The sequence below is a fragment of the Patescibacteria group bacterium genome, from assembly GCA_041653535.1.
Taxonomy (GTDB): domain Bacteria; phylum Patescibacteriota; class Patescibacteriia; order JACRDY01; family JACRDY01; genus JBAZFH01.
In genome coordinates this window covers 1-25,844 of the sequence record JBAZFH010000004.1, presented here as the reverse complement: position 1 = coordinate 25,844, position 25,844 = coordinate 1, and the positions used below count along the sequence as shown (strand labels likewise).

Genomic DNA, 25,844 nt, shown 5'->3' with positions numbered 1-25,844 from the left:
GTGAAAGACTCTAAAGAAAAAATGATAGTAGGGGAGTCTGGTTATCTCAATAAAAATTGTTGGCTGGTAAAAAATCTTAATTATGCTCCCTATCGACGCTGTCAGCACTGCGATTTTAAATTTCGCAACTGTCTTTTTTTACGCTATCAGGTAATCAGTTTGATATTGATAGTTGTTTTTTTGTTCGCCTTTTTTTTAATCGAGGGGAGAATTTCGACGTTAGTGGTCGGCGCCATCTTTACCTTTGTTATTGTTTATGGATATTTTTTCAACAATAGCACGGAAAAAATAATTAAATCGAGTTTTTCTGAACGGCAAGCAAAAGAAGCACTGGAGGATTTAACTGAAAAATTAGAAGAAAAAGTCGATGAACAAACTAAATATTTAAAAGAGTTATTGGAAATGAAAAGTGATTTTTTGCGGGTGGTTAATCATCAATTAAATACGCCACTGTCAGTGATGAAGGGGTATTTTTCCATGATGGAAGAGGGTTTCTGTACGACCAAAAAAGCATTGCCACCAATCAAGTCCGGTCTAGAGAGAATCAGCTCAACCGTTGCCGATTTTTGGAACGCCTATGAACTGGAAGGGGAACGAATGAAAATGAATCCGCAAAAAACCGATATTGCCGAGGTCGTTAATTTATTAATTCCTGAAAAACAAAAAATGCAGTTAGCGACGGAAAGAAAGTTGGAAATCGGGGTGGAAAAACCAAATTTTAAAATTCCCTTAGTCTGGTGTGATCATAAAAAGATTACCCACGTGATATCTAATCTTTTAGATAACGCTATCTATTATACCCGCAAAGGCAAAGTAACGGTTAGTTACGAACTAGTAGGCGATAAATATTTAAAAGTCAAGGTTCGTGACACTGGCGTTGGCATCTCGGCGGAAGACAAAAAGAAACTGTTTAAAAAATTTTCTCGCGGTAATACTGCGACCGATTTGCGTCCAGATGGTAGTGGTTTGGGACTTTTTATTGCTAAAAAAATAATTGAGGGAAATTTTGGAGAAATTTTTTGTCTTAGCGAGGGTAAGGGTAACGGTTCAATATTTGGTTTTACCCTGCCAGTTTATAAAAATCAAAAAATAACTCCAGACCAAGGCGAGCCGGTCAATCGGGAGAAAAAAATTGTTATCTTTGATAAAAAATAACAAAATTTTAAAAATATATGAAATTAACCGGCGTAATGAAATCAGATAAAGGTCGTATTCTTTTAGTGGAAGACGAGGCAGCGTTGGTTAATATTTATCATGATTATCTGGAAAAAAACGGTTATGATTTTTTGACCACCAAGGATATTACCGAAGCCCTCCAGTTAGTTAAAACCGAACAACCAGATTTGGTATTACTGGATATTATTATTCCTAAACCGGAAAACACAATCGCCGAGCAAGGGTGGGAATTTTTGGCAGCAGTTAAAAAGGATCCTTTGACTAAAAATATTCCCGTATTAATGTTTACCAATCTGGATACGCATCAAGATCGGGTCAAAAGCGAACAAATGGGTGCGGCTGGTTTTATTTTTAAACGGGATTGTTCGCCTCGTGAAGTTCTGGATACTATTGCCGAAATTATCAAAAAAGACCGCGAAAGAAAAAAAATAAATAATAACTAAAGATAAAAAAAGTATGGGTAATTTTAATAGAGATAAGCGGTCCGGTGGCGGTAAGCGAGGCGACTTTGGCGGTGGTAGACAGCAAATGTATCACGCTGTCTGTAGTCAGTGCGGTAATGATTGCGAAGTGCCTTTCCGCCCTACCGGCGACAAACCAGTTTACTGCAATCAATGTTTTAGCACCCAAAGTGGAAAGGGTTTCAATCGAGGATCAGAGCGCTTTAACCGTGAATACAAAAGAATGTTTGACGCTGTTTGTGCTAAATGTGGCAGTAGATGCCAAGTGCCATTTCGACCAACGGGTGATAAACCGGTTTACTGCAGCAATTGTTTTGATAAAGGCGATCGAGGTGGCGCTCGTGGCGGTGGCGGTAAAGGCGATCAGTATAAAGACCAACTTGCTGTTATAAACAGCAAGCTAGACCAAATCCTAAAAGCTCTAAACCCGACAGTAAAGCCGTTGGCAAAAACCGAAGCTGTGGCTAAAGAAACTGTAAAGAAGACGCCAGTTAAAGTAGTGGTTAAAAAGGTAGCAAAGAAAAAGAAAAAATAAGATATTGATCAAAAACCAACCGTGAATCTACACGGTTGGTTTTTTTTATTTTACCTCGTGCCCTGCGCGGGCAGCGATTACTTTTTGGCTGCAAAAAGTAATCAAAAAGCTTTGGGGGCTCCAAAAGCGCGATTACCCTAACGTTTTATCGTCCCTAAGCTCGCCTCGCCCCTTTCGCTCACTGACGTTCGACTCTCGGGGCTTCGGCTTTGGCGTAGCTTCCACTCCCAAGCCCCCAAAATTTTAGTAACTTAATATTTTTTGAAATAATACTGATAACAGCTTGGTTAATCTTGCCAAAAAGGGAAAAGCAGTGTAGAATATCCCAACAATCGTAAAAGATATGGCACAAGGAGTAATACTTAGCTTCGACAAAGTATCATTTGCTTATCCGGATAAAAAATATTTGCTGGAAGAGGCTAGTTTTAGCGTACACGCTGGATCAAAAATTACTCTCATGGGTCAAAACGGCGCCGGTAAAAGCACTATTTTTTCTCTAATTCGAAAAGAACTAAAACCAAACGAGGGTGGCGTAAATATCACCAATGGCGCTACTATTGGTACTGCTTTTCAAATGGTGGAACGAGCTGACTTTGATATGACGGTGGAGGAATATTTTACCAAAGCTTTTGAGGTGGTTCCGCCGAGTATCAAAAGTAAAATCAGCAAAGCGCTCGATGCGGTTAACCTCGATGTTCCTACTATCAGAAAAGTGGGTGAACTATCCGGTGGACAGCAAGCACGGCTACTCCTAGCCGTTGCTCTAATTCAAGATCCGGATATTTTACTACTAGATGAGCCAACTAATAATTTGGACAAGGCTGGTATTGATCATTTGATTACTTTTTTAATAATGTATCCAAAAACCGTGGTGGTGATTTCCCATGATGCGGATTTTCTTAACTCTTTTACCGAGGGCGTGCTTTATCTAGATTTTTTTACCAAAAAAATAGAAACCTATGTCGGTGACTACTACACTGTGGTCGAAGAAATCCAAAACCGGATCAAGCGCGAACAGATGAAAAACGCCCAGCTGGAAAAGCAAATCCAGGATAACAAAGAAAAGGTAAACTTTTTTGCCAACAAAGGCGGTAAGATGAGAAAGCTGGCGTCTAAACTAAAAGAAGAAACCTTGGAAATGGAAGAAAACAAAGTCGAAGTTCGCCGAGAAGATAAAAGTATCCATGATTTTAGCATCCCAGCTCAAGATATTGTTGGTAATATAGTTACTATCAAATCCGTAAAAATTATCAAAAACCATGAGCCAATAGTTAAGCCGGTTAATAAAGTATTGCGCCAAAAGTCGCGTCTACTCATCACCGGACCAAACGGTATTGGCAAAAGTACGCTACTGCGAGCGCTGGTTAATAACACCGATGAAGGCACCAAAATTATGGATGGCATCAGAGTAGGATATTATAGCCAAGATTTTTCAGCGCTAGACTTTAACGCTACTGTTTTTGATTCGCTGAAAAGTAGTCTGGAGGAGTCCGGTCGTGGCGATATCCAATATATGCGCTCTGTTGCTGCCAATCTGCTGATCACCGGCAACCTAATGGGTCACCAAATCAGCGATCTGTCCGAAGGCCAAAAAGGACTGCTGTCTTTTGCCAAGTTTGTCTTGATGCAGCCGGGTTTACTAGTCCTTGATGAGCCTACCAACCACATCAACTTTCGTCATTTACCGGTGATTGCCAAAGCTATCAACGAATATGACGGCGCGATGATACTGATCAGCCACATGCCGGATTTTGTTAAAGAGATCAAGTTTGATGAGTTTTTGGAGCTAGATAAGATATAAAATTTTAACAAAAAGAAAACCGCCTCAACCTTTTCGGTTATATTGGCGGTTTTTTTGAATGCGAGAAAAAAAGTGTTTCACTCTTTCTCGCCGTTGAGAATTTCATTCTCGAAGCGTTGGACAAACGCTTCGGGATGACCGTCGGTCATCTCTCCCGCCATGACGCCGATTTGCATGGCGTGGCGAATTTGGTCGGCATAATCAAGACCGACCTCTTCGTTGTGACGAAAAAAAAGTTCGTAAAATGCTTCTTTAGCCACGGCTATGGGATTACCCCATAGCTTTTTGACGTTTTCTTGAAACGTCAAACTCGCTTTTTTCATTGAGGCACCCCCCGATTAGTCGGTGCGTACGGTGGCGTTTTTAAACGGCCATCCGGCGCATACATTAAGCTCAACTTCTTGTCCGGCGGGGTTTGTCGCCCGCGCCGAGAATTTAGCGGCGTCGCTGCCGCTGCAACCGCGAAGTCCGACAAGTAACCAGTCTTTGTCCGTGATTTGGACGTTGACATACCCTTGTTTCTCAAGGGAGCGGATTGCGATTTGCGGCTCGACCATGATGCCGCGACAAGCCGCGACAACACAAATAATAATGGTCAAAAAATAAACCAAAATCGTTTCACCGTAATCTTTCATCGACTCCATCCTCCTGTTTTTGTTTTTGTCAAAAATCTTGATTTTTAAATATATCATATTATAAAAATAAAGTCAATAGAAATAACAAAAATATTTAAAATAAGATAAAAATAGTTGACAAAAATATATTAGGATGTTAAAATGGCGTTACTTTATGGAATCAGTCTGACAAGGTTCCCCGGTGCGGGAATTTTTTATTCATATTAGGAAGGCAGGAGGATAGGATGTTAGGATATTAGGTTAAAAGCTTTTTTTTATTATCTTATCCTCATAACCTCCTATCATCATATTTTATGGATATACGTAATGTCGCCATCATAGCTCACGTTGACCACGGCAAGACCACGCTAGTGGACGCGCTGCTGCGCCAATCAAAAACCAAACTGGACAAGGAAATTTCCGGCAATGATTTGATTATGGATTCAAACGAGCTAGAGCGCGAACGCGGCATTACTATTTTTTCCAAAAACGCTTCGGTGATGTGGCAGGGGACCAAGATTAATATTATCGATACTCCTGGTCACGCTGACTTTGGCGGTGAAGTCGAGCGCGTGTTGACTATGGCTGACGGTTGTTTGCTGCTAGTTGATGCCAAGGAAGGCCCAATGCCTCAGACCCGCTTTGTTCTCAAACAAGCGTTGAAAATGAAACTGAAAATCATTGTCGTGATCAACAAAATCGACAAACCAGACGCTAGATGCAACTACGCTCTTAACAAAACTTTTGACCTATTTGTCGAGCTTGGCGCTGATGACAAAACTCTTGATTTTCCTGTGGTCTATGCCGCTGCTCGTGACGGTAAAGCGGGAATTGATTCCGATCTATCCAAGATGACTGACATTGCTCCAATTTTTGATACTATTCTCAAAAACATTCCTCCGGCTTCTGGTGATGCCACTAAACCATTACAATTACTTGTTACCACTCTTGCCGCTGATGATTTTCGCGGTCGGATCGTTATCGGCCGAATGCACAACGGCACACTGCGCGCCGGTCAAGAAGTAATGCATATCAACCGTGTTGGGATACAAAAAAAATGTCGACTGATTGCCCTGATGACTTTTGAGGGGCTTGGTCGTATCGACACAACCGAAGCCGTAGCGGGCGACATAGTAGCGCTAGCCGGTATTCCTGAGGCAACTATTGGTGAAACTATTGCTGATGTAAATAATCCCATTGCTTTGCCATTACTTTCTATCGAAGAACCAACCGTCAAAGTGATTTTTCGCGTCAATGATTCGCCTTTTGCTGGTAGGGAGGGGCAGTACACTACTTCTCGTCAAATCCGCGCTCGGCTCTACAAAGAACTGGAAACCGATATGGCGCTGCGCGTCAACGACGAACCGGACGGCACCTGGACAGTATCTGGTCGCGGTGAACTGCATTTGGCAATTTTTATTGAACGTTTACGTCGCGAGGGTTATGAACTACAAGTATCGCGCCCACAAGTGATTACCAAAGAAGTAAATGGCAAAACCCTGACTCCTTTTGAAATGATTTTTATTGAAACACCGGAAATCCATGCCGGAGCAGTGATCCAAAAACTTGGCTCCCGTCGCGGTGAACTAAAGGAAATGAAAACCGAAGGCAATATTACTTATCTAGAATTTTTAGTGCCGACCAAAGGACTTTTTGGCTATCGCTCGGAATTTCTTATCGACACCAGGGGACTGGGACTAATCAATACTATGTTTGATAGTTACAAACCTGATCCAGGTAGCTGGCAAGAACGCGACAGAGGTTCTCTGGTAGCCTGTGAAACTGCCGAAACCAATCTTTACGGCATGCTGAACGTCCAAGACCGCGGTGTTTTCTTTATCGGTCCTGGCGTCAATGTCTATGCTGGACAAGTAGTAGGTCAAAATGCCCGTATTGATGACATCTGGGTTAATGTTTGTAAATCTAAACATTTATCTAACATGCGATCCAAGGGTGATGGTAGTGCCGAGCATTTCAATACGCCAAGGACCATGGATCTAGAAGACTCTTTAGAATACATTGGTGAGGACGAACTAGTGGAAGTAACTCCAAAAAGTGTCAGGATTCGTAAAATGATTCTGAACAAGGAAGAGGCAAAAAAGAAAGAATCGGCATCTCGTAAAAGTTAAAGCTTGACAGTTATTTTATATTATGATATAGTTGCATCTTAATCAAAAGCGTCTAAATAAAGCGCTTACGGACTCAAACTCTTCTTGTGTCATATAACGGTGACCTAAAGCAGAATGCGGGTCACTAATTTTTTTTGTTATGACACCAGTACACAAAGTGGCGCCTAGCTTTAATAACCTAGGTCTAGCCCAAAGTTTGTTAGCTATTTTAGCCGACAACAAATTCACCAACCCCACACCGATTCAACATCAATCTATCCCTGCTATTTTGGAAGGAAAAGATGTTATTGGTATTGCTCAAACCGGTACGGGTAAAACCTTGGCTTTTGGTTTGCCAATTTTGCAGCGTTTAGCTAAAAGTAAAGGCCAAGCGCTGGTTTTAGTACCGACTCGTGAACTAGCTTTGCAAGTCGATGAAGTACTGCAAAAAGTCGGTCGCAGTCTAGGACTAAAAACTGCTGTAATCATCGGTGGCGAACCGTCTGGACGACAGATTGCTCAGTTGCGCCGCAATCCGCAAATTGTGGTAGCTACCCCGGGCAGATTAATCGACCATATGCAACAGAGAACTTATTCTTTGGAAAAAATTCAAATCTTAGTACTAGACGAAGCTGACAGAATGCTTGATATTGGTTTTTTACCTCAGCTTAAACAAATCTTGGCCGCTGCCCCACAAGAACGCCAGACACTGATGTTTTCTGCCACTATTGCCAAAGCCATATCAGAATTAGCGGCGCGCCACATGAAAATGCCTTTTCGTATTGAAGTAGCGCCATCCGGTCAGACTGCAGCTAATATCGAACAAGAAGTATTTGTTATTCGTAAAGAAGATAAAATGCGCCTTTTGGAAAAAACCTTGACCGATCACGACGGTACGGTACTGGTGTTTTCCCGCACCAAACACGGCGCGAGAAAAATCGCGGCTGGTATTTGTTCAATGGATAGAAAAGCTATTGAAATTCATTCCAATCGTTCATTAGCTCAACGCCGTGAAGCCATGGATGGTTTTAAATCCGGCAAATATCAGGTGCTTGTCGCTACTGATATTGCTGCCCGTGGTATTGATGTAAAAGATATTTCATTGGTCATAAATTTTGATTTACCGGATAATCTTGACGATTATGTTCATCGTATTGGTCGTACCGGCCGTGCCGGCAAGTTTGGTAAAGCAGTTTCATTTGCTACACCAGAACAACGATCTGATATTAAGCAAATCGAAAGACTAATCCGTAAAACTTTGCCCATTCTCACTACACCGACACTACCACCTCATCGCGTCGGAGCTGCTATGCCTGAAGACCGTGAGAGACGTTTTGGTAGCGGTGGTTTTAACCGTAACCGTCAGCGTCCTAGTGGAGATAGAAATTCCTACCGAGGTTCGTCTAAAAGTCCTTACCACGGAACATTTCGCACTCCATCTCGAAGTGCAAGCGCTGGTGAGGGTCGCCTTAGCGGTAAAAGCGGCAGATCACAGCGTCACAGCTTTGATTATGCGCCTCGCCGAGTATCTCGCCGCGACTATCGAGGACAACGTTAAAAAAAATGTTTGATATAAAAAACGCCTTGGTTTATTCAGGGTGTTTTTACATATTTTGTCATAAAATACCATAAAAAGATAACCTTAAAAACTGTGGATAATTATTTTATAAGTAGCTATGTTAATAATGATCTTTTTCGTGTATACTAACATTTAGAAGATATGGGGTATTGACAAAATGGATGAATTTGGTAATATGCAGTATCCTGAAATGAATAATAGGTTGAACCGAATACTTTATTTTCGCTAAAAACACCCACTCTGTTTCTTCGGAAACACAGTGGGTTTTTATAAACTTTATGACCGAAAAAGAAAAAATTGCGATTTATATTGATGGTGGTAATTTATATTTTAAATTAAAAGAATTGAAGATAGAGCATACAACCGATTTTGACTACAAGGGTCTGTGTGACTATTTAGCTCGTGGTAGAGAAGTTGTTTCTTATCGTTATTATGTAGGAACTATTAGGGCAGGAAAAGACGATAAAAGAGGTCAAAAATTAAGAGCAGGACAACAACGACTATTTAACAAATTATTAGAAAAAAATTTTGTTATTAAAAAGGGCTACTTAATGCAAAACAATGGCAAATTCCACGAAAAAGGTGTGGACGTACAAATAGCAATAGATTTGCTAATCGGAGCTTACGATGGTATGTACGACGCCGCTGTTTTAATATCGTCAGATACCGACTTAATACCGGCAATTAAAAAAATAAAATATTTGGGGAAAGCAATAGAATATGTAGGTTTCTCCCACCAACCGAGTCTCGGAATGCAAAAGAATGTTAACCTTTCTCGTCTATTACTAGAAGAAGAGGTAAAAAAGTTCGAATACAAAGGGTTAGTCTAGACTGTATAATACACATATACTTAGATCCTATTTCAAACTAAAAACCACCCGGATTAACCGAGCGGTTTTTTATTCAATTTTTAATATCTTGTAAATATTGATCCTGTCTTTAATCTGGATTTTGACGCTATCACCGACGCGATGACCAAGCAGCGCCGCGCCAATAGGCGAATTGGCTGATATAACACCGGCGCTGGGATTGGATTCGGCCGAACCAAGTATTTTATACGTTGTGTGTTTGCCGTTTTGCTCAAAAGTTACGGTACTACCCATACCAACAACGTCGCTATTTTTTTGCGGCTTGATGATCTTGGCATATTTGATCATTTCTTCCAGTTCGATAATATGCTGGTTGATACCGCGGAGTTTGCCTTTAGCTACCTGATAACCGGCGTTTTCCGAAAAATCTCCGTGTTCAGCAAGACGCGCCGCTTCCTTGGCAGCGGCGGGAAGAGCAATATTTTTTAAGCGAGTTAATTCTGCCCTTAACTCTTCATATTTAGATTCGGTAATATTGTGATCGATAGCAGAATGAGTATATTTTCCAGGTTTTCTTATTGGTACTTGCATAGATCGATTATAAGCACTTCTGACTTTTGTGGCAAGGTTTTTTTATGATTAAAGTAATATCGAGTAAAATTAATAATGTCCCGACTGATCATCTGATATATTTTTATAGGGGATAGATTTTTCTTAAAAAAATTGTATTTATTAAATAAAAGGTCTAAATTTAAATAAAATATTGCTAAGTCATATTTATGTTATTTAGCCGCCAGGTTCTTGAGCAAATTTTAAATTATTAAATATCCCCAATAATATGGTGTTTTTTTTAATAACTTGCTATAATATCCACAGCTAAATAAGAAATTAATTATTAACAAAAAAGTTATGGCAAAAATGACTAAAAGCCAAACACTAGCGGTTTTAGCGGAAAAAACCGGTTTGGCAAAAAAGGACGTCGCTAATTTTCTTGACGTTATGGTCGACTTGGCATACAGCCAGGTAAAGAGTGCTGGAGAGTTCGTTATTCCGGGTATTGGCAAACTTGTTAAGCTTCATCGCAAAGCTCGTCAGGGACGCAATCCAGCCACTGGCGCAACCATTCAGATTCCCGCTCGCACTGTAGTAAAATTCCGCGTTTCTAAAGCTGCCAAAGATTCAATTCTATAAACTAGGTTAAAACTGTAAATTTTTAGCCCCGTCATCCGACGGGGCTTTTTGTAATTTTTTATGATATAATATAGGCACTTTGAATATGTCTAGCAAAAAACAAAAACAAAACAGAGATAAAGCGTGGGTAATAGCCGTCAATATGGGTTATGGTCATCAACGTGCAGCCTACCCTTTCAAATCAATAGCTAAAGACGGAATTATTATTGCTAATGACTATCCGGGTATACCTAGATCGGATAAAAGAAAATGGGAAGGCAGCAGAGCTTTTTATGAATTGGTTTCTCGGGCTAAGCAAATTCCGATTATTGGCGAAACAATTTTTGATTTTTACGACAATGCTTTTCAAAAAATTGAAAATTTTTATCCCAAACGCGATCTTTCCGCACCAAATTTTCAACTCAGACAAATCTATCGAATGATAAAAAATGGCTGGGGGGAGGATTTGATCAAAATATTAAACCAAAAATCCGAATTGCCGTTACTTACCAGTTTTTTTGTGCCGGCTTTTTTTGCCGAGGAACACGGATATAAGGGCGAGGTCTATTGTATGCTTTGTGATGCCGATATCAGCCGCGTTTGGGCGCCGCTAATACCGCAAAAAACCAGAATCAAATATCTGGCTTCCAATACCAGGGTAGCGGAAAGGCTCAAGCTATACGGCGTACCGGCAAAAAATATTATTCTGACCGGATTTCCATTGCCCAAGGAAAATATCGGCGGCAGAGACATGTCGATACTTAAAAAGGATCTTTGGGAGCGTGTTCATCATTTAGACCCCAAGCACACTTTTATTAATAAATACCACCAAAGTTTAGTTCGTTATATAGATCACGACGGGAACAAATCTTTTAAAAGCAAGCTACTTACTTTGACTTTTGCCGTCGGCGGCGCCGGTGCTCAGCGAGATCTGGGTTTAGTTATCCTTAAAAGCCTGGAAAAAGATTTATTTGAGCAAAAAATAAAAATTAATTTAGTTGCCGGAGTTCGTAACGATGTTTATTGTTTTTTTAAAAAATACATTGAAAAAACCAAGCTAAAAAAACTTTTAGGTAAGAATGTTAATATTATCTACGCGCCTGATAAAAATGCTTATTTTGAAAAGTTTAACCAACTGTTGCGCGATACCGATATTTTGTGGACCAAACCGAGCGAGCTGGCGTTTTATGCCGGACTGGGAATTCCTATTATCATGGCGCCACCCATCGGCTCGCAGGAAAAATTTAACCAACGCTGGTTGGAAACTATTGGCGGGGGATTGGATCAGCTTGACCCGAAATATACTCACCAGTGGCTTTTTGACTGGATTTACTCCGGTTGGTTAGCCGAAGCCGCTTTTGAAGGATTTTTGGACGCGCCAAAATTTGGCACCTACCGCATAGAACAGATTATCTTTAAACGAGAAACAAAAGAAGAAAAAGGTGTTGTACTACTATAAACCGATTAATTAATATAAAAAAAATATGTCTGTTGTTGGCATTTTGATTATCAGCAGTTTTTTTCTGCTGGCGCTTGCTATTGCCGCTATTGCCGTTGATAGTTTTACCGGTGGCAAATACGCTTTTTTGTCAAAAAAGTATTATTGGATCGGCGTCCTTTCCGGGCTTTTTTATCTCGCCGGATCACTGGTGTTATTTTTTGACGGCACTATTTGGAACCGGTTTAAATACGAAGTGTCAATTATTTTAGGTATTTACGTTTTGACACTTATTAGCTTTCCTTTGGCTAGCAGAAAAAAACAGGCGTTAATTCATTATCTTCTGGTTTTGATTTTAGCGGTGGTTTTTTCGATTATGAATATCAAATGGTGCGGGTTTTTGAGGTAGGAAACAGCTTTTTCCCTTGCTGTCATCCTGAGCCTGCGAAGGATCCCTTCGGAAAAGAAATAAACAAGAATATTAAATAAGACGTAATCATCGACGATTACGTTTTATTGTATTTTTTCCTTCGTGGGTAATTAAGAGGGATCCTTCACTTCGTTCAGGATGACAGCAGGATTGGATTCTTCACAGAGTTTACCCTGAGCGTAAGCGAAGGGTTCGAAATGACAATCTATTTCACCGAGAAAGGTAATACCTGGGCAAGAAGTTGAACACTACCATCTTCAATCAAATAAACCCAGGCTTCATATTCGCCAGCTTTTCCCGGATTTTTTATTTTCGCGCCGTTGTATTTCGTTAAATCAAGTGCTTCTGTTTCGGAAATGAATATTCCCTGATTTTTATCAACCAGTTTTACCAAAAATTTCGTTGTGATCGGCAGGTTTTTTTGCAGCTGCCAGTTAACTTCAATATTTTCATCAGTAGTGTACGTTTCCTTGGTTAGCGTTGATTGCACGAAATACTTGGTAAAAAGCTCTTCGCGGGGAACCAGGGTTGAATCAACCTCGGTCAAGTTATTATTGGAATTAGTCTCTTGCTGTTTGGCAAAATAAACATAGCTAAGACAGATTAACGCCAAGACAAAAATCAGCAACACAATAATAATTAAAATTTTGATTGTTTTAATCATATTTTTATTAATTTATTTTAAAAAACACCTGCGTATATTATAGCACTTTGTCAGCCAAACAAAAAAGACCGTCTCAAATGACGACCTTTTTTGGTCGGGGTGGGGGGATTCGAACCCCCGGCCTCACACTCCCGAAGCGTGCGCGCTACCAACTGCGCTACACCCCGCTGTAATATGGCAAAAGAATAACAAATACCGCCAGAAAAAACAAGTTGCGGTCGTATAGTTGACAAAACCGGCAATAAAAAGTAGAGTGACCAGCAAATAGATTTGAAAAAAACAAAGGGGGATCAAGGCATGACCAACAGAATACCGTTTGGCGAGTTGCCCGAAAAAGCGATCTTCTAGCTCGACGACTACGAGTGCATGAAAGAAGGTCATCGCAATCAGACCGAAGAAGCGTCCGGCATCAACGCCACCGACCTGACCACAGGCGACAGGTTCGGCGTTTTGCCCAAAACCAAAGTGATGGTGCCCTAAGTCGTCACTACAACAAACAATCAGAACTGCTCGCTTGGGCGGTTCTTTTTTATATTTAAGTAAATTTAAAACCCCAGCTTTTCTCTGGGGTTTAATGTTTGTGGGCTGAACGCTTATTCGTAGATGATAGTCATGACCAAAATGCTTCCGCCGGTGTTTGGGAACGTCATAGACGCCAAGTTGGTGGAATGGATTTTTTGCGGTTCAACAGTGGCAAGAAAGTTATCCAGTTTAGTTCTGAGATCGTCATCACCACTAGCGCCAATCACTTCAGATTTCATTATTGCTACCTCCTTTTTGTGATTGATTTTTAACCTTAAGCCGTTTTTGATTATTTGTCAATATTTGATTTAGTTTATAGGTTTACTAAACCACCTGAAAGGAATACAATAGATGCACGTGGGTTAACCAAAAATATGGATTTATTTGACCAAAATCTCAAAAAACATGCCCCTCTGGCCGACCGAATGCGGCCGGAGAATCTAGCCGACTTTGCCGGTCAGGAACACCTGCTCGCTAATGGTAAGGTGCTTAAACTCGCCCTAGAAGCCGATAGAGTGCCCTCTATGGTGTTTTGGGGTCCGCCTGGGTGTGGTAAGACCACTCTGGCGCGAATAGTGGCCAAGATGACCAACTCCGACTTTATCCAGTTTAGCGCTGTGTCCACCGGGGTCAAAGAACTGCGCGAGGTGGTGAAAAAAGCTAACGACAACGCTAAACTCTACAATCGCAAAACCATTCTCTTTATCGACGAGATCCATCGCTGGAGTAAATCGCAACAAGACTCGCTTCTGCCGCATATCGAAGACGGGACGATTATCCTAGTCGGAGCAACAACCGAGAATCCGTCTTTCGAGATAAACTCGGCGCTCCTATCCCGCTGCCGGGTTTTTGTCCTCGAAAAACTCACCGGCCAAAATATCGCCGATCTGATAGTCAGAGCAATCAAAGATGAAGAAAAAGGTTACGGCAAGCTCCAGATCAAGGTTGACGCCGAAACTATCAAATATCTCGCTGCCATGGCGGATGGTGACGCTCGCACCGCCTACAACGCTATTGAGCTAGCCGTCACCAGCCAAGACCAGACCAAAAAAATTATCCTAGATAAAGATAAAATCAAAGATTCGCTGCAGCGCTCGCATCTGCTGTACGATCGGGCAGGGGAGCAGCATTTCAATATAATATCTGCCCTACACAAAAGTCTGCGCGGGTCAGATGCCGACGCCAGTCTCTATTGGCTTGGTCGCATGCTTGAGGCCGGCGAAGATCCGCTCTATGTCGCGCGCCGTCTAGTGCGTTTTGCTTCCGAAGACATAGGTATGGCCGATCCGCAAGCGCTACCCCAGACCGTTGCCGCTTATCAAGCGTGTCATTTCATCGGTATGCCGGAGTGTAACGTGATCCTAGCCCAAGCCGCGGTGTACCTAGCCCGCGCGCCAAAAAGTAATGACCTCTATATAGCGTATATGGAAGTACAAAAAGATATCAAAGAGGGTGAAAACGACCCAGTGCCCTTGCATTTGCGCAACGCGCCGACTAAACTAATGAAGGGTCTAGGTTACGGTAAAGACTACAAATATAATCCCAATTTTGGATATGCCGGTGACATCCAGGACTATTTGCCGAAGAGGTTGAAGGGGAAGAAATATTTAAAGTAAAAAGTACGTTTACTGCGCACAACACACCAAAAACGGCACTTATCACCCAAACACTGCAGATAGTAGCTAGTTGTGCCGAAATCGCTGCGCTCCTTCGGCACAACGGGCGGCGCCTGACGGCGCTCTGTTGGCTCGTCGCTCCGCGACTTCGCACAACAGCGCCTATCCGAAATGTCTCGGCCGCTAAAGCGGCCTCGCCACTTCGGATCAGCCGCCGCCCGTTAAGTGAAATATTGAATCTATGTACCACCTCTACATCCTCAAATGCTCCGACCAAACCCTCTACACCGGGATCACTACGGATCTGGAGCGGAGAGTCGCCGAGCACCGCAGCTCTAGACTTGGCGCCAAGTACACTCGCGCCCGCCGACCGATCAAACTGGTTTACTCTAGGAAATTTCGCAATAGATCCACGGCTTCGCGCGAGGAAGCTAGAATAAAGAAGTTGCCCAGAGCGGACAAACTGGAATTGATAAAAAGTTTTAAATAAAAACATTAACCATAACTTTATGAAAAAAACATTTCTTATCCTCACTTTGGCGAGTCTGACCTTCGTCCTCGCTGGCTGTTCGCTAACCAGTGCTCCTACAGCTACACTAAATGCTAATATCGCAACCGTAGATGTTAATGAACCAGTCGTACCAGCTCCGGGTTATGAAGGCTGGCAGACTTTTACCAACCCTACCGGCGGATATAGTTTCAAATATCCGGCCGCCTGGAAAGCAGCGGTTAACCAGTACAATGCTAAAAACTCTTTGTTTGGGATTGACGCTAATGGTCAAGCTGGTCTTGGCGGGGTAGAGGTGTCTAGTTTTACTGGCACGCCTGATGAATATCTCGGCTACATGCAAGACAACGTAGCTATAAACTATTTGTCTCGAGATAATATCACTGTAAATGGCATACCGGCGATTCGCACTAAATACCAGGGATCGCCAGTAGTTGGCAACTCGGTAATACTCAAAAAGGGCGATGAGGTAATCAATGTTTATGTTAATAGCGCGACAGAGAGCGATATTGATCTTTTTGGCAAGCTAGTTGATAGTTTTATTATCGTCAAGTAGATGTCATTTTGAGCGTTAGCGAAGAATCCCTCTTGATTACCCACGAAGGAAAAAATACAATAAAACGTAATCATCGATGATTACGTTTTATTTAATATTCGTGTTTATTTCTTTTCTGGAGAGATCCTTCACTTCGTTCAGGATGACAACGAAAAAACCCCGTCGCATGGCGGGGTTTTTAGAATGTTTTATTTTGGTAAATCATAGACGTAGACGTCAACGCCTTGCGCAACAAGAGTCTTTTCAACGATTGGACCGATTTCGGCCCAAGTGCCACCGGCCAGACCGCAGCCGATACGCGGCATGTGGACCGAAGCTTTTTGTTCCTTCGCGAAAATCGCCACGGTATTCAGGCATTGCTTGATTGCTTCATAGCGGACAGGCGGGACACCGTCTCTCGGTTTGATCTTGTGCTGACCGATCATGTTTGCCACCCAGAGATTTTTTTCCACGGCGACAATTTGCGTCGCGCCTAGCTCAAAGGGGACAGAACCGCCTTCTTTGTGCCAAGCCCGATATTGGGTCTCGGGTTCCGACCATTTGGCGGATATCGCCAGGACAAATCCCGCACCCCAAGCACCAATGTCGTTACAAACATGAACGATAACACTTGGTCCCTGTCCTTGAGGTGCAGTCGCATCACCAGTTACGTAATGCATCATATCATATCCGGTTGAACCGCGATAACCCAATAAATCAGATTGCCGCTGGGTGCGCGATGGGTCACCGTAACTTGGTTTCTTTCAAAGTGGAAGACGGGTTTTTTGAAAGTGATTTTGTCTTCCAAATTTTGAACTAGTTGGCACGTAAAGACTCCGCCAGTGTCGGCGATACTGATGGATGCCAGATTTTTCTCCGGATAAGCAAAGCATTTGATACCGGCGTCGCCACCTGCCAAGCGCAAGCCAACCGTAACTAATGGCTTGTAGTCAATAATCTCGCTGCAAAAAACAAAAACGTATGTTTTATTCCGTAGTAACTGACGCAGCATGGCACCAATCTTTTCGACGTTGGCAGGAGTCATTTCTTCTTTCCAGTCAAGATTGTATTCAGGCATTGTTTGCTCCTTTTTTGTTGGTACATTTGCAACTTACAGTAGACAAAACTTTTTGTCAATCTTTAAGAAAATATTAATTAAATGATGTTTTTTCTACTAATTATCTTATATTTTCCTACCGGTACTCTGTCTATTGTCAGCCTACCTTCGCGGACTCGACGCAAAAAAGTAACATGCACATGCACGGCAGAGAGCATATCGCGAATCTGTCGTTTGCGACCTTCTTTGAGGATTATTTTCACTTCACTTTTGTTAAGCAACTCTGCCTTGCAAGGAGCGGATTTCTCTCCGCGAAACATCACGCCTTTTTCCAGGTGAGCAATCTTGTCTTCGTCCAAAGTGCCACGAAAATTTACCAAGTATTCTTTTTCGTGCTCAAATTTGGGGTGGGTGAGACGTTGTGTCAGCTCACCATCGTTAGTTAATATAATCAGTCCGCAAGAGTCACGGTCCAGACGACCGATCGGCCAAACTTTATTTTTCAGATCTTTGGGTAGTAGATCATAAATCGTTTTACTGGCAAAACGATCCGACCGAGTAGTGGTATAATCGGTTGGCTTGTTTAAAACCAAATAAATCATTTTTTCCGCGGCGGTAATCAAACTATCATTTACCTCAACTTTATCTTTATCAGGATTGATTTTTTGACCAATTTGCGCCAGGATGCCATTTATTTTGACTTTGCCGTTTTTTATCAGCTCTTCAGCAGCTCGTCGGGAGGCGACGCCGGCAGTAGAAAGAAATTTTTGTAATCTAATTTGTTCCATAGGTCTTATTATAGCAAAAAAGAAAAACATTGACACGGTTATGTTTATTAAATATACTCAGGTAAAGGCACGAATTAAAACACTTAGGGCAGACCAACTTTCACCCCCCAACACTATTTTGCACTCGCCAGATTCTTGGCGTTACTCGCTGAATCAGTTGTGGCTTACCCCTCCTGCAAAATAGATGAAAAAGGTCTGCCCTTTTTCTTTTTGTTTAAATTTAAACAAAAATTAGACAGCTTTTACGGTTGATTTTAGGCTAATTTTTTGCTAGAATTCTAATTACTATGGCATCTAGCAATCAAAACGAACTAAGACGCAACGCCAGATTTCGTTTTTACGAATTTATTCCCGGCACACTGACCTGGATAACGATTATTTTGGCAATATTTTTATCTTTTGTTCGGCCTCTTTGGGTTATTTATTTTGTTATCGTTTTTGATCTTTATTGGCTTTTTCGGGTCTGTTATTTTATTTTTTACATTTCTTTATCATGGAAAAACTATCGTCGGGATATCCGAATCGACTGGCAAAAAAAACTGGAAGCGGAAATTTCGGATTGGCGTAAAATCTACCATGTTATATTTTTGCCCACTTATAACGAATCAATTGAGGTTTTACGCAATACTTTTTCCAGTTTAGTGCAAACAAAATTTCCGCTTGATAGATTTATTGTTGTTTTAGCGGGAGAAGAACGCGTTGGCAGGGAAGCGTTTACTCAAAAAGCCGAGATGATAAAAAAAGAGTTTGGCGATAATTTTTTTCGTTTTATTTATACGATCCATCCAGTCGATCTGTTAGATGAAGTGCCGGGCAAAGGGTCGAATATCAACTACGCCGGTCATGAAATAAAAAAAATCATTGATCAAGAACTGCACATTGATTACCAAGACATTATTGTTTCTTCCTTTGATATTGACACTTGCGCTCATACCCAATACTTTTCCTGCCTTACTTACAAATACCTGACCCATCCTGACAGGTTGAAAACCAGCTATCAACCGATTGCTTTGTACAATAACAACATCTGGCAATCCGACTCGATAACCCGCATATCTTCTTTTGGTACAACTTTTTGGTTGATGACCGAATTGATGCGACCGGAAAGACTTTTTACCTTTTCCTCTCATTCAATGAGCTGGCAGATGCTGGTTGATGTTGATTTTTGGGAAAAAGATATTGTTACTGAAGACTCCAGGATTTATCTGCAAGGTTTCCTGCGTTATAACGGAAATTATTCGGTTACGCCGATTTTTGTTCCGGTATCAATGACTACCGTTTCTTGCGATTCTTGGTGGCAGAGTCTGAAAAGTTTATATAAACAACAGCGCCGCTGGGCTTGGGGCGCGGAACACATCCCGTACATGCTTTGGCATTTTAAAGAAAAAAAGAAAAAAAACCTAATACCATTTGGCGCCAGATTCCGTTTAATCTGGAATCAGATAGAAGGCATGTATTCTTGGGCGACTGTTCCGATACTTATTACTATTTTAGGACGTTTGCCGCTGTATCTGACAAAAGGACAGGAAAAAGCGACTGTTCTTGCTCAAAACGCCCCTTTTGTTATGGAAAAATTAATGGGGCTGGCAATGATCGGCATGTTTATTTCGATTATTTCCAATTTGCTTATGCTGCCACCCAGACCGGATCAGACGCCACGTCATAAATATTTGATCATGGTTTTACAATGGGTTTTGCTGCCGATCACTTTGATTTTATTCGGTTCGATACCGGCGATCGACGCCCAAACCCGTCTGATGCTCGGCGGTAAATATCGTTTGGGCTTCTGGGTTAGTCCCAAAAAACACAATTTATGAAAATATCAATAAATATTGTTACTTATAACGCTATCCATTATATTGATGAATGTTTAAGATCTGTTTTAAATCAAACTTTTCAAGATTTTAAAATAATCGTTGTTGACAACGCTTCAGCTGATGGGACACTGGAACATATTAAAAAAAATTATCCCAATATTACTGTTTTGCAAAATTTTAAAAATTTGGGTTTTGCCAAAGCTAATAACCAGGCGATTAAATTTTGGGATAGCGAATATGTACTGCTCGTTAACCAAGACGTTATATTGCAGCCAGAATTTTTAGAAAGAATAGTTAAAACAGCCGATACCCACCCTCGTTATGGCAGTTTTGGCGGTAAAGTAATAAAAATAAATAATGAATCAAATAATTCCGAAACGTCAGGGTCAAAAATTATCGACACTACTGGTATAACGGCAAGCAAAGCACGGCGATTTGTCGATCGTGGAGCCGGCGAGCAGGACACGAATAAATATAATAAACAGGAAATGGTTTTCGGTATTTCCGGCAGTCTTGTTTTGTATCGTCGATCCGCCTTGGAAGAAGTGAAGTTGCGTAATAATCGTGCCAGGGAAAGCTACAAATTTGCGGTAAGTTTTGAGTATTTCGAATACTTTGACGAAGATTTTTTTATGTACAAAGAGGACGTGGATCTGGCTTGGCGATTGCAGCTTGCTGCTTGGCCAGCATTGTATGTTCCGACGGCAGAAAGCTCTCATCACCGAAGCGGTTTTGGACACGCTAAAGCTAATAACTTAACAACTATTCGCGACCGACGACGTAAATCAAAAATAGTCAACCAATATTCTTTTCGCAATCATTGGTTGATGATTCTGAAAAATGATTATTTTAGTAACTGGATATTGCATCTGCCATGGATACTCTTTTATGAAGTAAAAAAGTTTTTGTATATTCTTTTTTTAGAAACATTTACACTGCGTACTATCGGTCAGGTTTTTATTCTCTTACCGTCAGCCTTAGCCAAACGTCGTCAAATAAAAAAAATCAGAAAAATAACGGCAAGAGATATCAGACCATGGTTTAGGTAACATATAAATTAAAATATGGAATTATCAATCATAATATTAAAATACAAATCAATGGGACTATTGCAGCAATGTTTGAAGGGGATAATACTGTTACAGTTAGATTTTGAGCATGAAGTTATTGTGATTGATAACGCTTCGGGTGATAATACCGGGGAAATGATTAAAAAATACTTTCCTAGCGTTAAATTTATCCAGTCGCAAAAAAACCTCGGTTACGGCGGTGGTGTAAACCTGGGAATAAAAGCCGCTAAAGGTCGTTATTTGATGATCCTTAATCCTGATATTGTTATTTTAACTAATGAAATAGGTAAAATGATCAACTATATGGATGAGCACCCGCAAATTGGTATTTTGGGACCAAAACTGATCAATCCCGACGGTTCGCTTCAATATTCTTGCTATCGTTTTCCCACGTTTTTTATACCGTTTTATCGCCGAACTATTTTGGGGAAACTGCCTTGGCTTAAAAAAAAGGTTGCTCATTACTTAATGATGGATTGGGACCATACTCAAAACAGAGAAGTTGACTGGACGCTAGGTGGCTGTTGGTTGTTGCGCAAATCAGCTCAAGAAAAAATCGGACTGATGGATGAAAGATTTTTTATGTATTTTGACGATGTTGATTATTGCCGTCGTGTCTGGGAGGCTGGTTACAAAGTGGTTTATTTTGCTGGCACGGAAATTGTACATTATCATCAGAGGTCTTCGGCGGAAACATCTTTAATTTTTGGCATTACTCGCAGAGTCGTACGTGAACATATAAAAAGCTGGATTAAATATTTTGCTAAATATTTCGGCGCGCCGAAACCAAATCATGAAAAGTAAAAAAATATTTATTATTAACCTGGTTGTTATTTCGGCAATTATCATAATCGCCTTTGTTGGCGTTGTTTATAAAGTTTATCAACCGATAGAAAGTATCAACGACCAGCTGCCAAGTCTGGAAAGTGATCTGTTAAAATTACAAAATGATATTATTAGTGAAGATTTTTCCACCGCGGAAAAATCTATAAATAATATTTCTCAAGATCTGAAAATTATCCATTCTTCTCTGGATAAAACCGCTTGGATGGAAGGAATTCCTGTTTTGCGCGACAATTATGTTTTTGCCTCTCAAATAGTCGTTGCCGGTGAATACTTGATTGATTCAGGCAAAAATCTTTTACCTATTGTTCAAGAGTTGAGACGGATCGTACCGAAAGGAAACACCTACCAACAATTAAACGGCAGACAAAAAGAAGCAATTTTGCAAAACCTATCTTTGGCACTGCCGATGATTAAAGATTTGGATCCCAAAATAAAATCTTCAGTCGCTGCGCTGCAAAGCGTCAAACAAAGCAATTTGGTCTTACCATTAGAAAAATTATCAAAAAAAATAAATAATTTTTTACCCCTGATCAATCCGTCGCTGCAAATTACCGATTCTTTAATCAAAGCCTTACCTCTAATGTCCGGATATGATGCGCCAAAAACTTATTTGCTAATCATGCAAAATAACGACGAGCTAAGACCAACAGGGGGATTTATCGGCGTTTACGGTATTGCCAAAGTCAGAGACGGATTATTGACAAGTCTCAGCACTTCCGACTCTTATGCTTTAGACAAAGAAGCCGCTGATTATCTTAATATTGAACCGCCAAAACCAATTAAGGATTTTATGGCTAAAAAATGGTTTTTTCGCGATGCCAACTGGTATCCGGATTTCCCTGCGGCAGCGGAAAAATTGCTTTGGTTTTATAAACAAGAAAGAGGTAAAGAAAACCCTAGTGGCGTGATTGCTTTTGATCAAGATTTTGTCGCTGGGCTACTTGATATTACCGGACCGATAAAAACCAAAGATTTGGTTTTTAATTCCGCTAATTTTGGAGATTTGTTGCAATATGAGGTCGAACAAAATTATATTGAAAGGGGATTAAAAAAGGAAAACCGAAAAGATATTGTTGAAGAACTGTCTACAGAACTTATCGCCAAACTTGCCGGCTTGCCGATCGACAAATGGCTTGAAATTTTGAGCTACGCTCAAAATAATTTAATACAAAAACACGTTTTACTTTTTGACCAAAATAAAAATCTACAAAGTATTTATAATAGCAACGGTTGGACGGGGGAAATTAAACAAACCGATGGCGACTATCTGATGTTTATTGATGCTAATATGGTGGCTCTAAAAACCGACCGTATTGTTGATAAAAAAATAAATTATACTTTAAGAGAGGATCAGTCTGGTAATTTAATATCTATTGCCACGATCAGTTATACAAACAATGGAAAAGTTGACTATCGCACTACTGCCTTACGTACCTATACCAGGCTCTACGTTCCCGCCGGTAGTGAGTTAATCAGCTCCAGCGGCGCGTTAACCAATGACCGTGGAGATGATCCGGGAAAAACCGGAGTAGTGGATGTTACCAATGAATTTAATAAAACCTCTTTTGGCGCTTTTATTTATATTAAACCAGGCGAGACCAAATCTTTAATTTTTGAATATAAACTACCGCCACGAATCAAAGACCAGCTGACAGCCGGGTCGTACACATTATTTGTTCAAAAACAACCTGGCACAACTGGACACAAACTGAGTATTAGAGTAAAATTGGGTAACTTAGAAAAGGTAGCAGAAACCGATTTGATAGTCGACAGAAGTGTGAAAATAAATAATTTATCACTGCAAAAATAACTATGTTAATCAAGAAAATAGGCATTGATCTGGGCACGACCAATGTTTTAGTACATATTCCAAAAAAAGGAATTATCATTAATGAACCTTCCGTTGTTGCTGTTTCGCAGGTTGATAGAAAAATTCTTGCCGTTGGTATTGAGGCAAAGGAAATGCTTGGTCGCACGCCAGATACTATAATCGCCAAACGTCCGCTCAAAGACGGGGTGATTGCCGACTATCGCACCACTGAAGCGATGCTACGTTATTTTATCAATAAAGCTTTGGGCGGAGTACATTTGTTTCGTCCGGAAGTTATGGTAGCAGTTCCGGCCGGCATTACTTCAACAGAAAAAAGAGCTGTTATCGACGCGACAATTGCCGCCGGAGCCCGTGCTGCTTATATTATTAAAGAGCCGGTGGTAGCTGCTATTGGTGCCAATATTCCTATCGGCTCCGCATCAGGTCATATGATTATAGATATTGGCGGAGGTACTTCTGAAATGGCGGTTATTTCCTTGGGCGGTATCGTTGCTTCCACTTCGGTGCGTGTCGGCGGAAATAAGTTGGATACCGCTATCGCTGAACACGTTAGAAAAAAATACGGTCTGGCGATAGGCGAGCGAACATCTGAAGATATAAAGATCCAAATTGGTTCGGCTTTATACATGGAAGAACGTCTTCAGATGGAGATCCGCGGTCGCGACATGGTCTCGGGTTTACCTAAAACCATTACTGTTACCTCTGACGACGTTACTGACGCTATCCAAAACGAACTAGAAGGTATTATTGCCGCGGTCAAAGACGTCTTGCATAAAACCCCGCCTGAACTGGCCGCCGACGTTATTGATAAAGGTATTATTATGAGCGGCGGTACTAGCTTGCTACGTAACATCGATCAGTTAGTTTCTCGCGCTACCGGAGTTGCTGCTTATGTGGCAGACGAACCATTACTTTGTGTTGCTCGCGGCACCGGTATTGCCCTAGAGAATCTCGAGAGTTATAAACGTAGTATCTTAGCGACAAAATAATTATGAAAATCGGAATCGACGCCTCACGCGCTAATCGTTCCCAAAAAACCGGAGTCGAATGGTACGCCTGGCACGTGATCCAAGAATTTAAAAAAATTATTCCTCCTACCGTGGAGGTCGTTTTATATTCAGATACTCCGCTAACAGGGGACTTGGCTATACTGCCGGCAAATTGGAAAAGCAAGATTTTGGTCTGGCCACCCAAGTTTTTATGGACGCATTTTCGCCTGTCTGTCGAATTGCTACTGCATAAACCCAATATTTATTTTATTCCGGCGCACGTCATTCCTTTTCTTTCTCGCGGCAAAGCCGTAGTGGCTATTCACGATGTCGCCTACAAAGTTTTTCCTCGCGCCTACACTCGTAAAGGACGCTTTTATCTAAACCTCACCACTTGGTGGCAAAAAATGTTTGTCAAAAAAATCATCACTATTTCAGAAGTTTCCAAAAACGACATTATCAAATACTATCATGTACCACAAAATAAAATTGCCGTTATTCCTATTGCCTATGACGCAAAGTGCTATCAGCTGATAAACGACGAACAAAAAACATCAGCGGTGCTTGCCAAATACGGCGTGACCAAACCGTTTATCATGTCGATCAGCCGCCTGGAATACAAAAAAAATACCCACGGCATTATCAACGCCTTTTCCCAGCTCCCAGATCGCAATTCCCAGCTCCTACTCGTCGGTAAACCCGGCCGCGGTTATCAATATATCCAAAACGCCTTAGACAGTTCACCGGCCAAAGATCATATTATTCTTCCCGGCTGGATAAAAGAAGAAGATGTGCCGTATCTAATGAACGCAGCCAGCGCTTTTGTTTTTCCGTCTTTTTATGAAGGTTTTGGTATTCCGATACTAGAAGCCATGGCCTGTGGCTGCTCGGTAATTACTTCAAACACCACCGCTTGTCCAGAAGTAGCAGGCAACGCCGCTATACTAGTTGACCCACAAAACACAGAGCAAATCACCGAAGCAATAAACAAAATATTAACTGATCGGACTTTGGCAGAGGAATTAAAAAACAGGGGACTAGAAAGAGTGAAAAACTTTAGCTGGTCAAAAACCGCAGAAGCAACCTGGAAAGAAATAGAAAAATTATAGGATTGACGCCCGCCTATCGGCAAGGCAGGCACGAGAGTGCGTCAAAACGGCAAACTCACCTGCCCGCAATACTTCGCGCATAGCGTTGCAGGCGGGCGTTTGCCAAGCCAACGAAAAAACCCCACCATGCAGAGGGGGTTTTTGATTGATTGTTTTTTTACACTAAGAACGGCTTTGTCGACCGGTTTGACTGCATGGACTTCACGCAGGCGAACGTTTTCATTTTTGTCGGGATTATGACCTTTGATTTTTTTGACATTGATATCGCGAGCAACAACTACAATCAGATAGTCGCCATAAGTTTTTGCTTGGGTAAAAAAATCCAAATGACCCGGGTGCAGATGGTCAAACGTGCCAAAAATCATGACTTT

General features: G+C 41.3%; 28 protein-coding genes and 1 tRNA gene. 19 read left to right on the top strand and 10 right to left on the bottom strand.

What is annotated here, in order from left to right; translation table 11 throughout:
* The 4 genes from WC310_04370 (at position 1) to WC310_04355 (ending at position 3,973) form a co-directional block, all read left to right on the top strand.
* Positions 1-1,155 carry a HAMP domain-containing sensor histidine kinase gene (locus WC310_04370; GenBank protein ID MFA5359021.1) on the top strand — a complete coding sequence of 385 codons (1,155 nt, stop codon included), beginning with the start codon at positions 1-3 and terminating at the stop codon, positions 1,153-1,155.
* A gap of 17 nt (positions 1,156-1,172) precedes the next feature.
* Positions 1,173-1,619 (top strand): response regulator, encoded by a 447-nt coding sequence (locus WC310_04365; protein MFA5359020.1) that lies wholly within the window; start codon positions 1,173-1,175, stop codon positions 1,617-1,619.
* A 13-nt stretch (positions 1,620-1,632) separates the two neighbouring features.
* Positions 1,633-2,172 carry a CxxC-x17-CxxC domain-containing protein gene (locus WC310_04360; GenBank protein MFA5359019.1) on the top strand — a complete coding sequence of 180 codons (540 nt, stop codon included), beginning with the start codon at positions 1,633-1,635 and terminating at the stop codon, positions 2,170-2,172.
* Between the two features lie 343 nt (positions 2,173-2,515).
* A complete protein-coding gene (locus tag WC310_04355) occupies positions 2,516-3,973 on the top strand; it encodes an ATP-binding cassette domain-containing protein (GenBank protein MFA5359018.1) in 1,458 nt (485 codons plus the stop codon).
* A 77-nt stretch (positions 3,974-4,050) separates the two neighbouring features.
* Here WC310_04355 and WC310_04350 read toward each other — a convergent pair whose 3' ends face one another.
* The gene (locus WC310_04350; protein MFA5359017.1) at positions 4,051-4,296 is read right to left on the bottom strand and encodes a hypothetical protein; all 246 of its coding nucleotides are present in this window, start codon (positions 4,294-4,296) and stop codon (positions 4,051-4,053) included.
* A gap of 15 nt (positions 4,297-4,311) precedes the next feature.
* Positions 4,312-4,665, bottom strand: a complete 354-nt coding sequence (locus tag WC310_04345; GenBank protein MFA5359016.1) for a hypothetical protein — start codon at positions 4,663-4,665, stop codon at positions 4,312-4,314.
* Positions 4,666-4,901: 236 nt separating this feature from the next.
* On the opposite strand from WC310_04345, the gene typA reads away from it, so the two are divergent.
* The 3 genes from typA to WC310_04330 all read left to right on the top strand — a co-directional run bounded on the left by typA (position 4,902) and on the right by WC310_04330 (position 9,104).
* Complete coding sequence (gene typA / locus WC310_04340; GenBank protein MFA5359015.1) at positions 4,902-6,716, top strand: translational GTPase TypA; 1,815 nt, start codon at positions 4,902-4,904, stop codon at positions 6,714-6,716.
* A 139-nt stretch (positions 6,717-6,855) separates the two neighbouring features.
* The gene (locus WC310_04335) at positions 6,856-8,253 is read left to right on the top strand and encodes a DEAD/DEAH box helicase (protein ID MFA5359014.1); all 1,398 of its coding nucleotides are present in this window, start codon (positions 6,856-6,858) and stop codon (positions 8,251-8,253) included.
* Between the two features lie 299 nt (positions 8,254-8,552).
* The gene (locus tag WC310_04330; GenBank protein MFA5359013.1) at positions 8,553-9,104 is read left to right on the top strand and encodes an NYN domain-containing protein; all 552 of its coding nucleotides are present in this window, start codon (positions 8,553-8,555) and stop codon (positions 9,102-9,104) included.
* A 69-nt stretch (positions 9,105-9,173) separates the two neighbouring features.
* Here the strand turns inward: WC310_04330 and WC310_04325 are convergent, their stop codons facing one another.
* Complete coding sequence (locus WC310_04325; protein ID MFA5359012.1) at positions 9,174-9,674, bottom strand: GreA/GreB family elongation factor; 501 nt, start codon at positions 9,672-9,674, stop codon at positions 9,174-9,176.
* A gap of 318 nt (positions 9,675-9,992) precedes the next feature.
* Here WC310_04325 and WC310_04320 point away from each other — a divergent pair, with 318 nt between their 5' ends.
* From WC310_04320 to WC310_04310, 3 genes are all read left to right on the top strand, one after another.
* Positions 9,993-10,274 carry an HU family DNA-binding protein gene (locus tag WC310_04320; protein ID MFA5359011.1) on the top strand — a complete coding sequence of 94 codons (282 nt, stop codon included), beginning with the start codon at positions 9,993-9,995 and terminating at the stop codon, positions 10,272-10,274.
* Between the two features lie 85 nt (positions 10,275-10,359).
* On the top strand, positions 10,360-11,712 hold the full coding sequence (locus WC310_04315; protein ID MFA5359010.1) for a hypothetical protein: 1,353 nt from the start codon (positions 10,360-10,362) through the stop codon (positions 11,710-11,712).
* Positions 11,713-11,737: 25 nt separating this feature from the next.
* A complete protein-coding gene (locus tag WC310_04310) occupies positions 11,738-12,100 on the top strand; it encodes a hypothetical protein (protein ID MFA5359009.1) in 363 nt (120 codons plus the stop codon).
* Between the two features lie 226 nt (positions 12,101-12,326).
* Here WC310_04310 and WC310_04305 read toward each other — a convergent pair whose 3' ends face one another.
* The 3 genes from WC310_04305 to WC310_04295 form a co-directional block, all read right to left on the bottom strand.
* Positions 12,327-12,785, bottom strand: a complete 459-nt coding sequence (locus tag WC310_04305) for a hypothetical protein (GenBank protein MFA5359008.1) — start codon at positions 12,783-12,785, stop codon at positions 12,327-12,329.
* Between the two features lie 91 nt (positions 12,786-12,876).
* Positions 12,877-12,952 (bottom strand) — tRNA-Pro (locus tag WC310_04300).
* 426 nt (positions 12,953-13,378) lie between these two features.
* Positions 13,379-13,546, bottom strand: a complete 168-nt coding sequence (locus WC310_04295) for a hypothetical protein (protein ID MFA5359007.1) — start codon at positions 13,544-13,546, stop codon at positions 13,379-13,381.
* A gap of 135 nt (positions 13,547-13,681) precedes the next feature.
* Between WC310_04295 and WC310_04290 the strand changes: the two genes are divergently transcribed.
* From WC310_04290 to WC310_04280, 3 genes are all read left to right on the top strand, one after another.
* Positions 13,682-14,923: a replication-associated recombination protein A gene (locus WC310_04290; GenBank protein ID MFA5359006.1), complete on the top strand. Its 1,242-nt coding sequence runs from the start codon at positions 13,682-13,684 to the stop codon at positions 14,921-14,923.
* Between the two features lie 241 nt (positions 14,924-15,164).
* On the top strand, positions 15,165-15,413 hold the full coding sequence (locus tag WC310_04285) for a GIY-YIG nuclease family protein (protein MFA5359005.1): 249 nt from the start codon (positions 15,165-15,167) through the stop codon (positions 15,411-15,413).
* A gap of 19 nt (positions 15,414-15,432) precedes the next feature.
* The gene (locus tag WC310_04280) at positions 15,433-15,987 is read left to right on the top strand and encodes a hypothetical protein (protein MFA5359004.1); all 555 of its coding nucleotides are present in this window, start codon (positions 15,433-15,435) and stop codon (positions 15,985-15,987) included.
* Positions 15,988-16,175: 188 nt separating this feature from the next.
* Here the strand turns inward: WC310_04280 and WC310_04275 are convergent, their stop codons facing one another.
* From WC310_04275 to WC310_04265, 3 genes are all read right to left on the bottom strand, one after another.
* Entirely contained in the window at positions 16,176-16,649 is a 474-nt protein-coding gene (locus WC310_04275) for a macro domain-containing protein (protein MFA5359003.1), read from the bottom strand.
* On the bottom strand, positions 16,646-17,044 hold the full coding sequence (locus tag WC310_04270) for a hypothetical protein (GenBank protein MFA5359002.1): 399 nt from the start codon (positions 17,042-17,044) through the stop codon (positions 16,646-16,648). Before WC310_04270 ends, WC310_04275 begins: the two co-directional genes overlap by 4 nt.
* Positions 17,045-17,121: 77 nt before the next feature.
* Positions 17,122-17,811: a pseudouridine synthase gene (locus WC310_04265; protein MFA5359001.1), complete on the bottom strand. Its 690-nt coding sequence runs from the start codon at positions 17,809-17,811 to the stop codon at positions 17,122-17,124.
* Between the two features lie 287 nt (positions 17,812-18,098).
* Between WC310_04265 and WC310_04260 the strand changes: the two genes are divergently transcribed.
* The 6 genes from WC310_04260 to WC310_04235 are packed head-to-tail and all read left to right on the top strand — an operon-like array spanning position 18,099 to position 25,473.
* The gene (locus tag WC310_04260; protein ID MFA5359000.1) at positions 18,099-19,628 is read left to right on the top strand and encodes a glycosyltransferase family 2 protein; all 1,530 of its coding nucleotides are present in this window, start codon (positions 18,099-18,101) and stop codon (positions 19,626-19,628) included.
* Positions 19,625-20,677 carry a glycosyltransferase family 2 protein gene (locus WC310_04255; GenBank protein MFA5358999.1) on the top strand — a complete coding sequence of 351 codons (1,053 nt, stop codon included), beginning with the start codon at positions 19,625-19,627 and terminating at the stop codon, positions 20,675-20,677. The genes WC310_04260 and WC310_04255 overlap by 4 nt, the downstream gene beginning before the upstream one ends.
* A gap of 15 nt (positions 20,678-20,692) precedes the next feature.
* Positions 20,693-21,502, top strand: coding sequence for a glycosyltransferase family 2 protein (locus tag WC310_04250; GenBank protein MFA5358998.1), 810 nt, complete (start codon positions 20,693-20,695; stop codon positions 21,500-21,502).
* A complete protein-coding gene (locus WC310_04245) occupies positions 21,492-23,354 on the top strand; it encodes a DUF4012 domain-containing protein (protein MFA5358997.1) in 1,863 nt (620 codons plus the stop codon). Before WC310_04250 ends, WC310_04245 begins: the two co-directional genes overlap by 11 nt.
* 2 nt (positions 23,355-23,356) lie before the next feature.
* Entirely contained in the window at positions 23,357-24,364 is a 1,008-nt protein-coding gene (locus tag WC310_04240; GenBank protein MFA5358996.1) for a rod shape-determining protein, read from the top strand.
* 2 nt (positions 24,365-24,366) lie between these two features.
* Positions 24,367-25,473 carry a glycosyltransferase family 1 protein gene (locus tag WC310_04235; GenBank protein ID MFA5358995.1) on the top strand — a complete coding sequence of 369 codons (1,107 nt, stop codon included), beginning with the start codon at positions 24,367-24,369 and terminating at the stop codon, positions 25,471-25,473.
* Between the two features lie 41 nt (positions 25,474-25,514).
* Here the strand turns inward: WC310_04235 and WC310_04230 are convergent.
* Positions 25,515-25,844: adenylyltransferase/cytidyltransferase family protein (locus tag WC310_04230; protein MFA5358994.1), on the bottom strand; the 330-nt coding region annotated here is incomplete at its 5' end.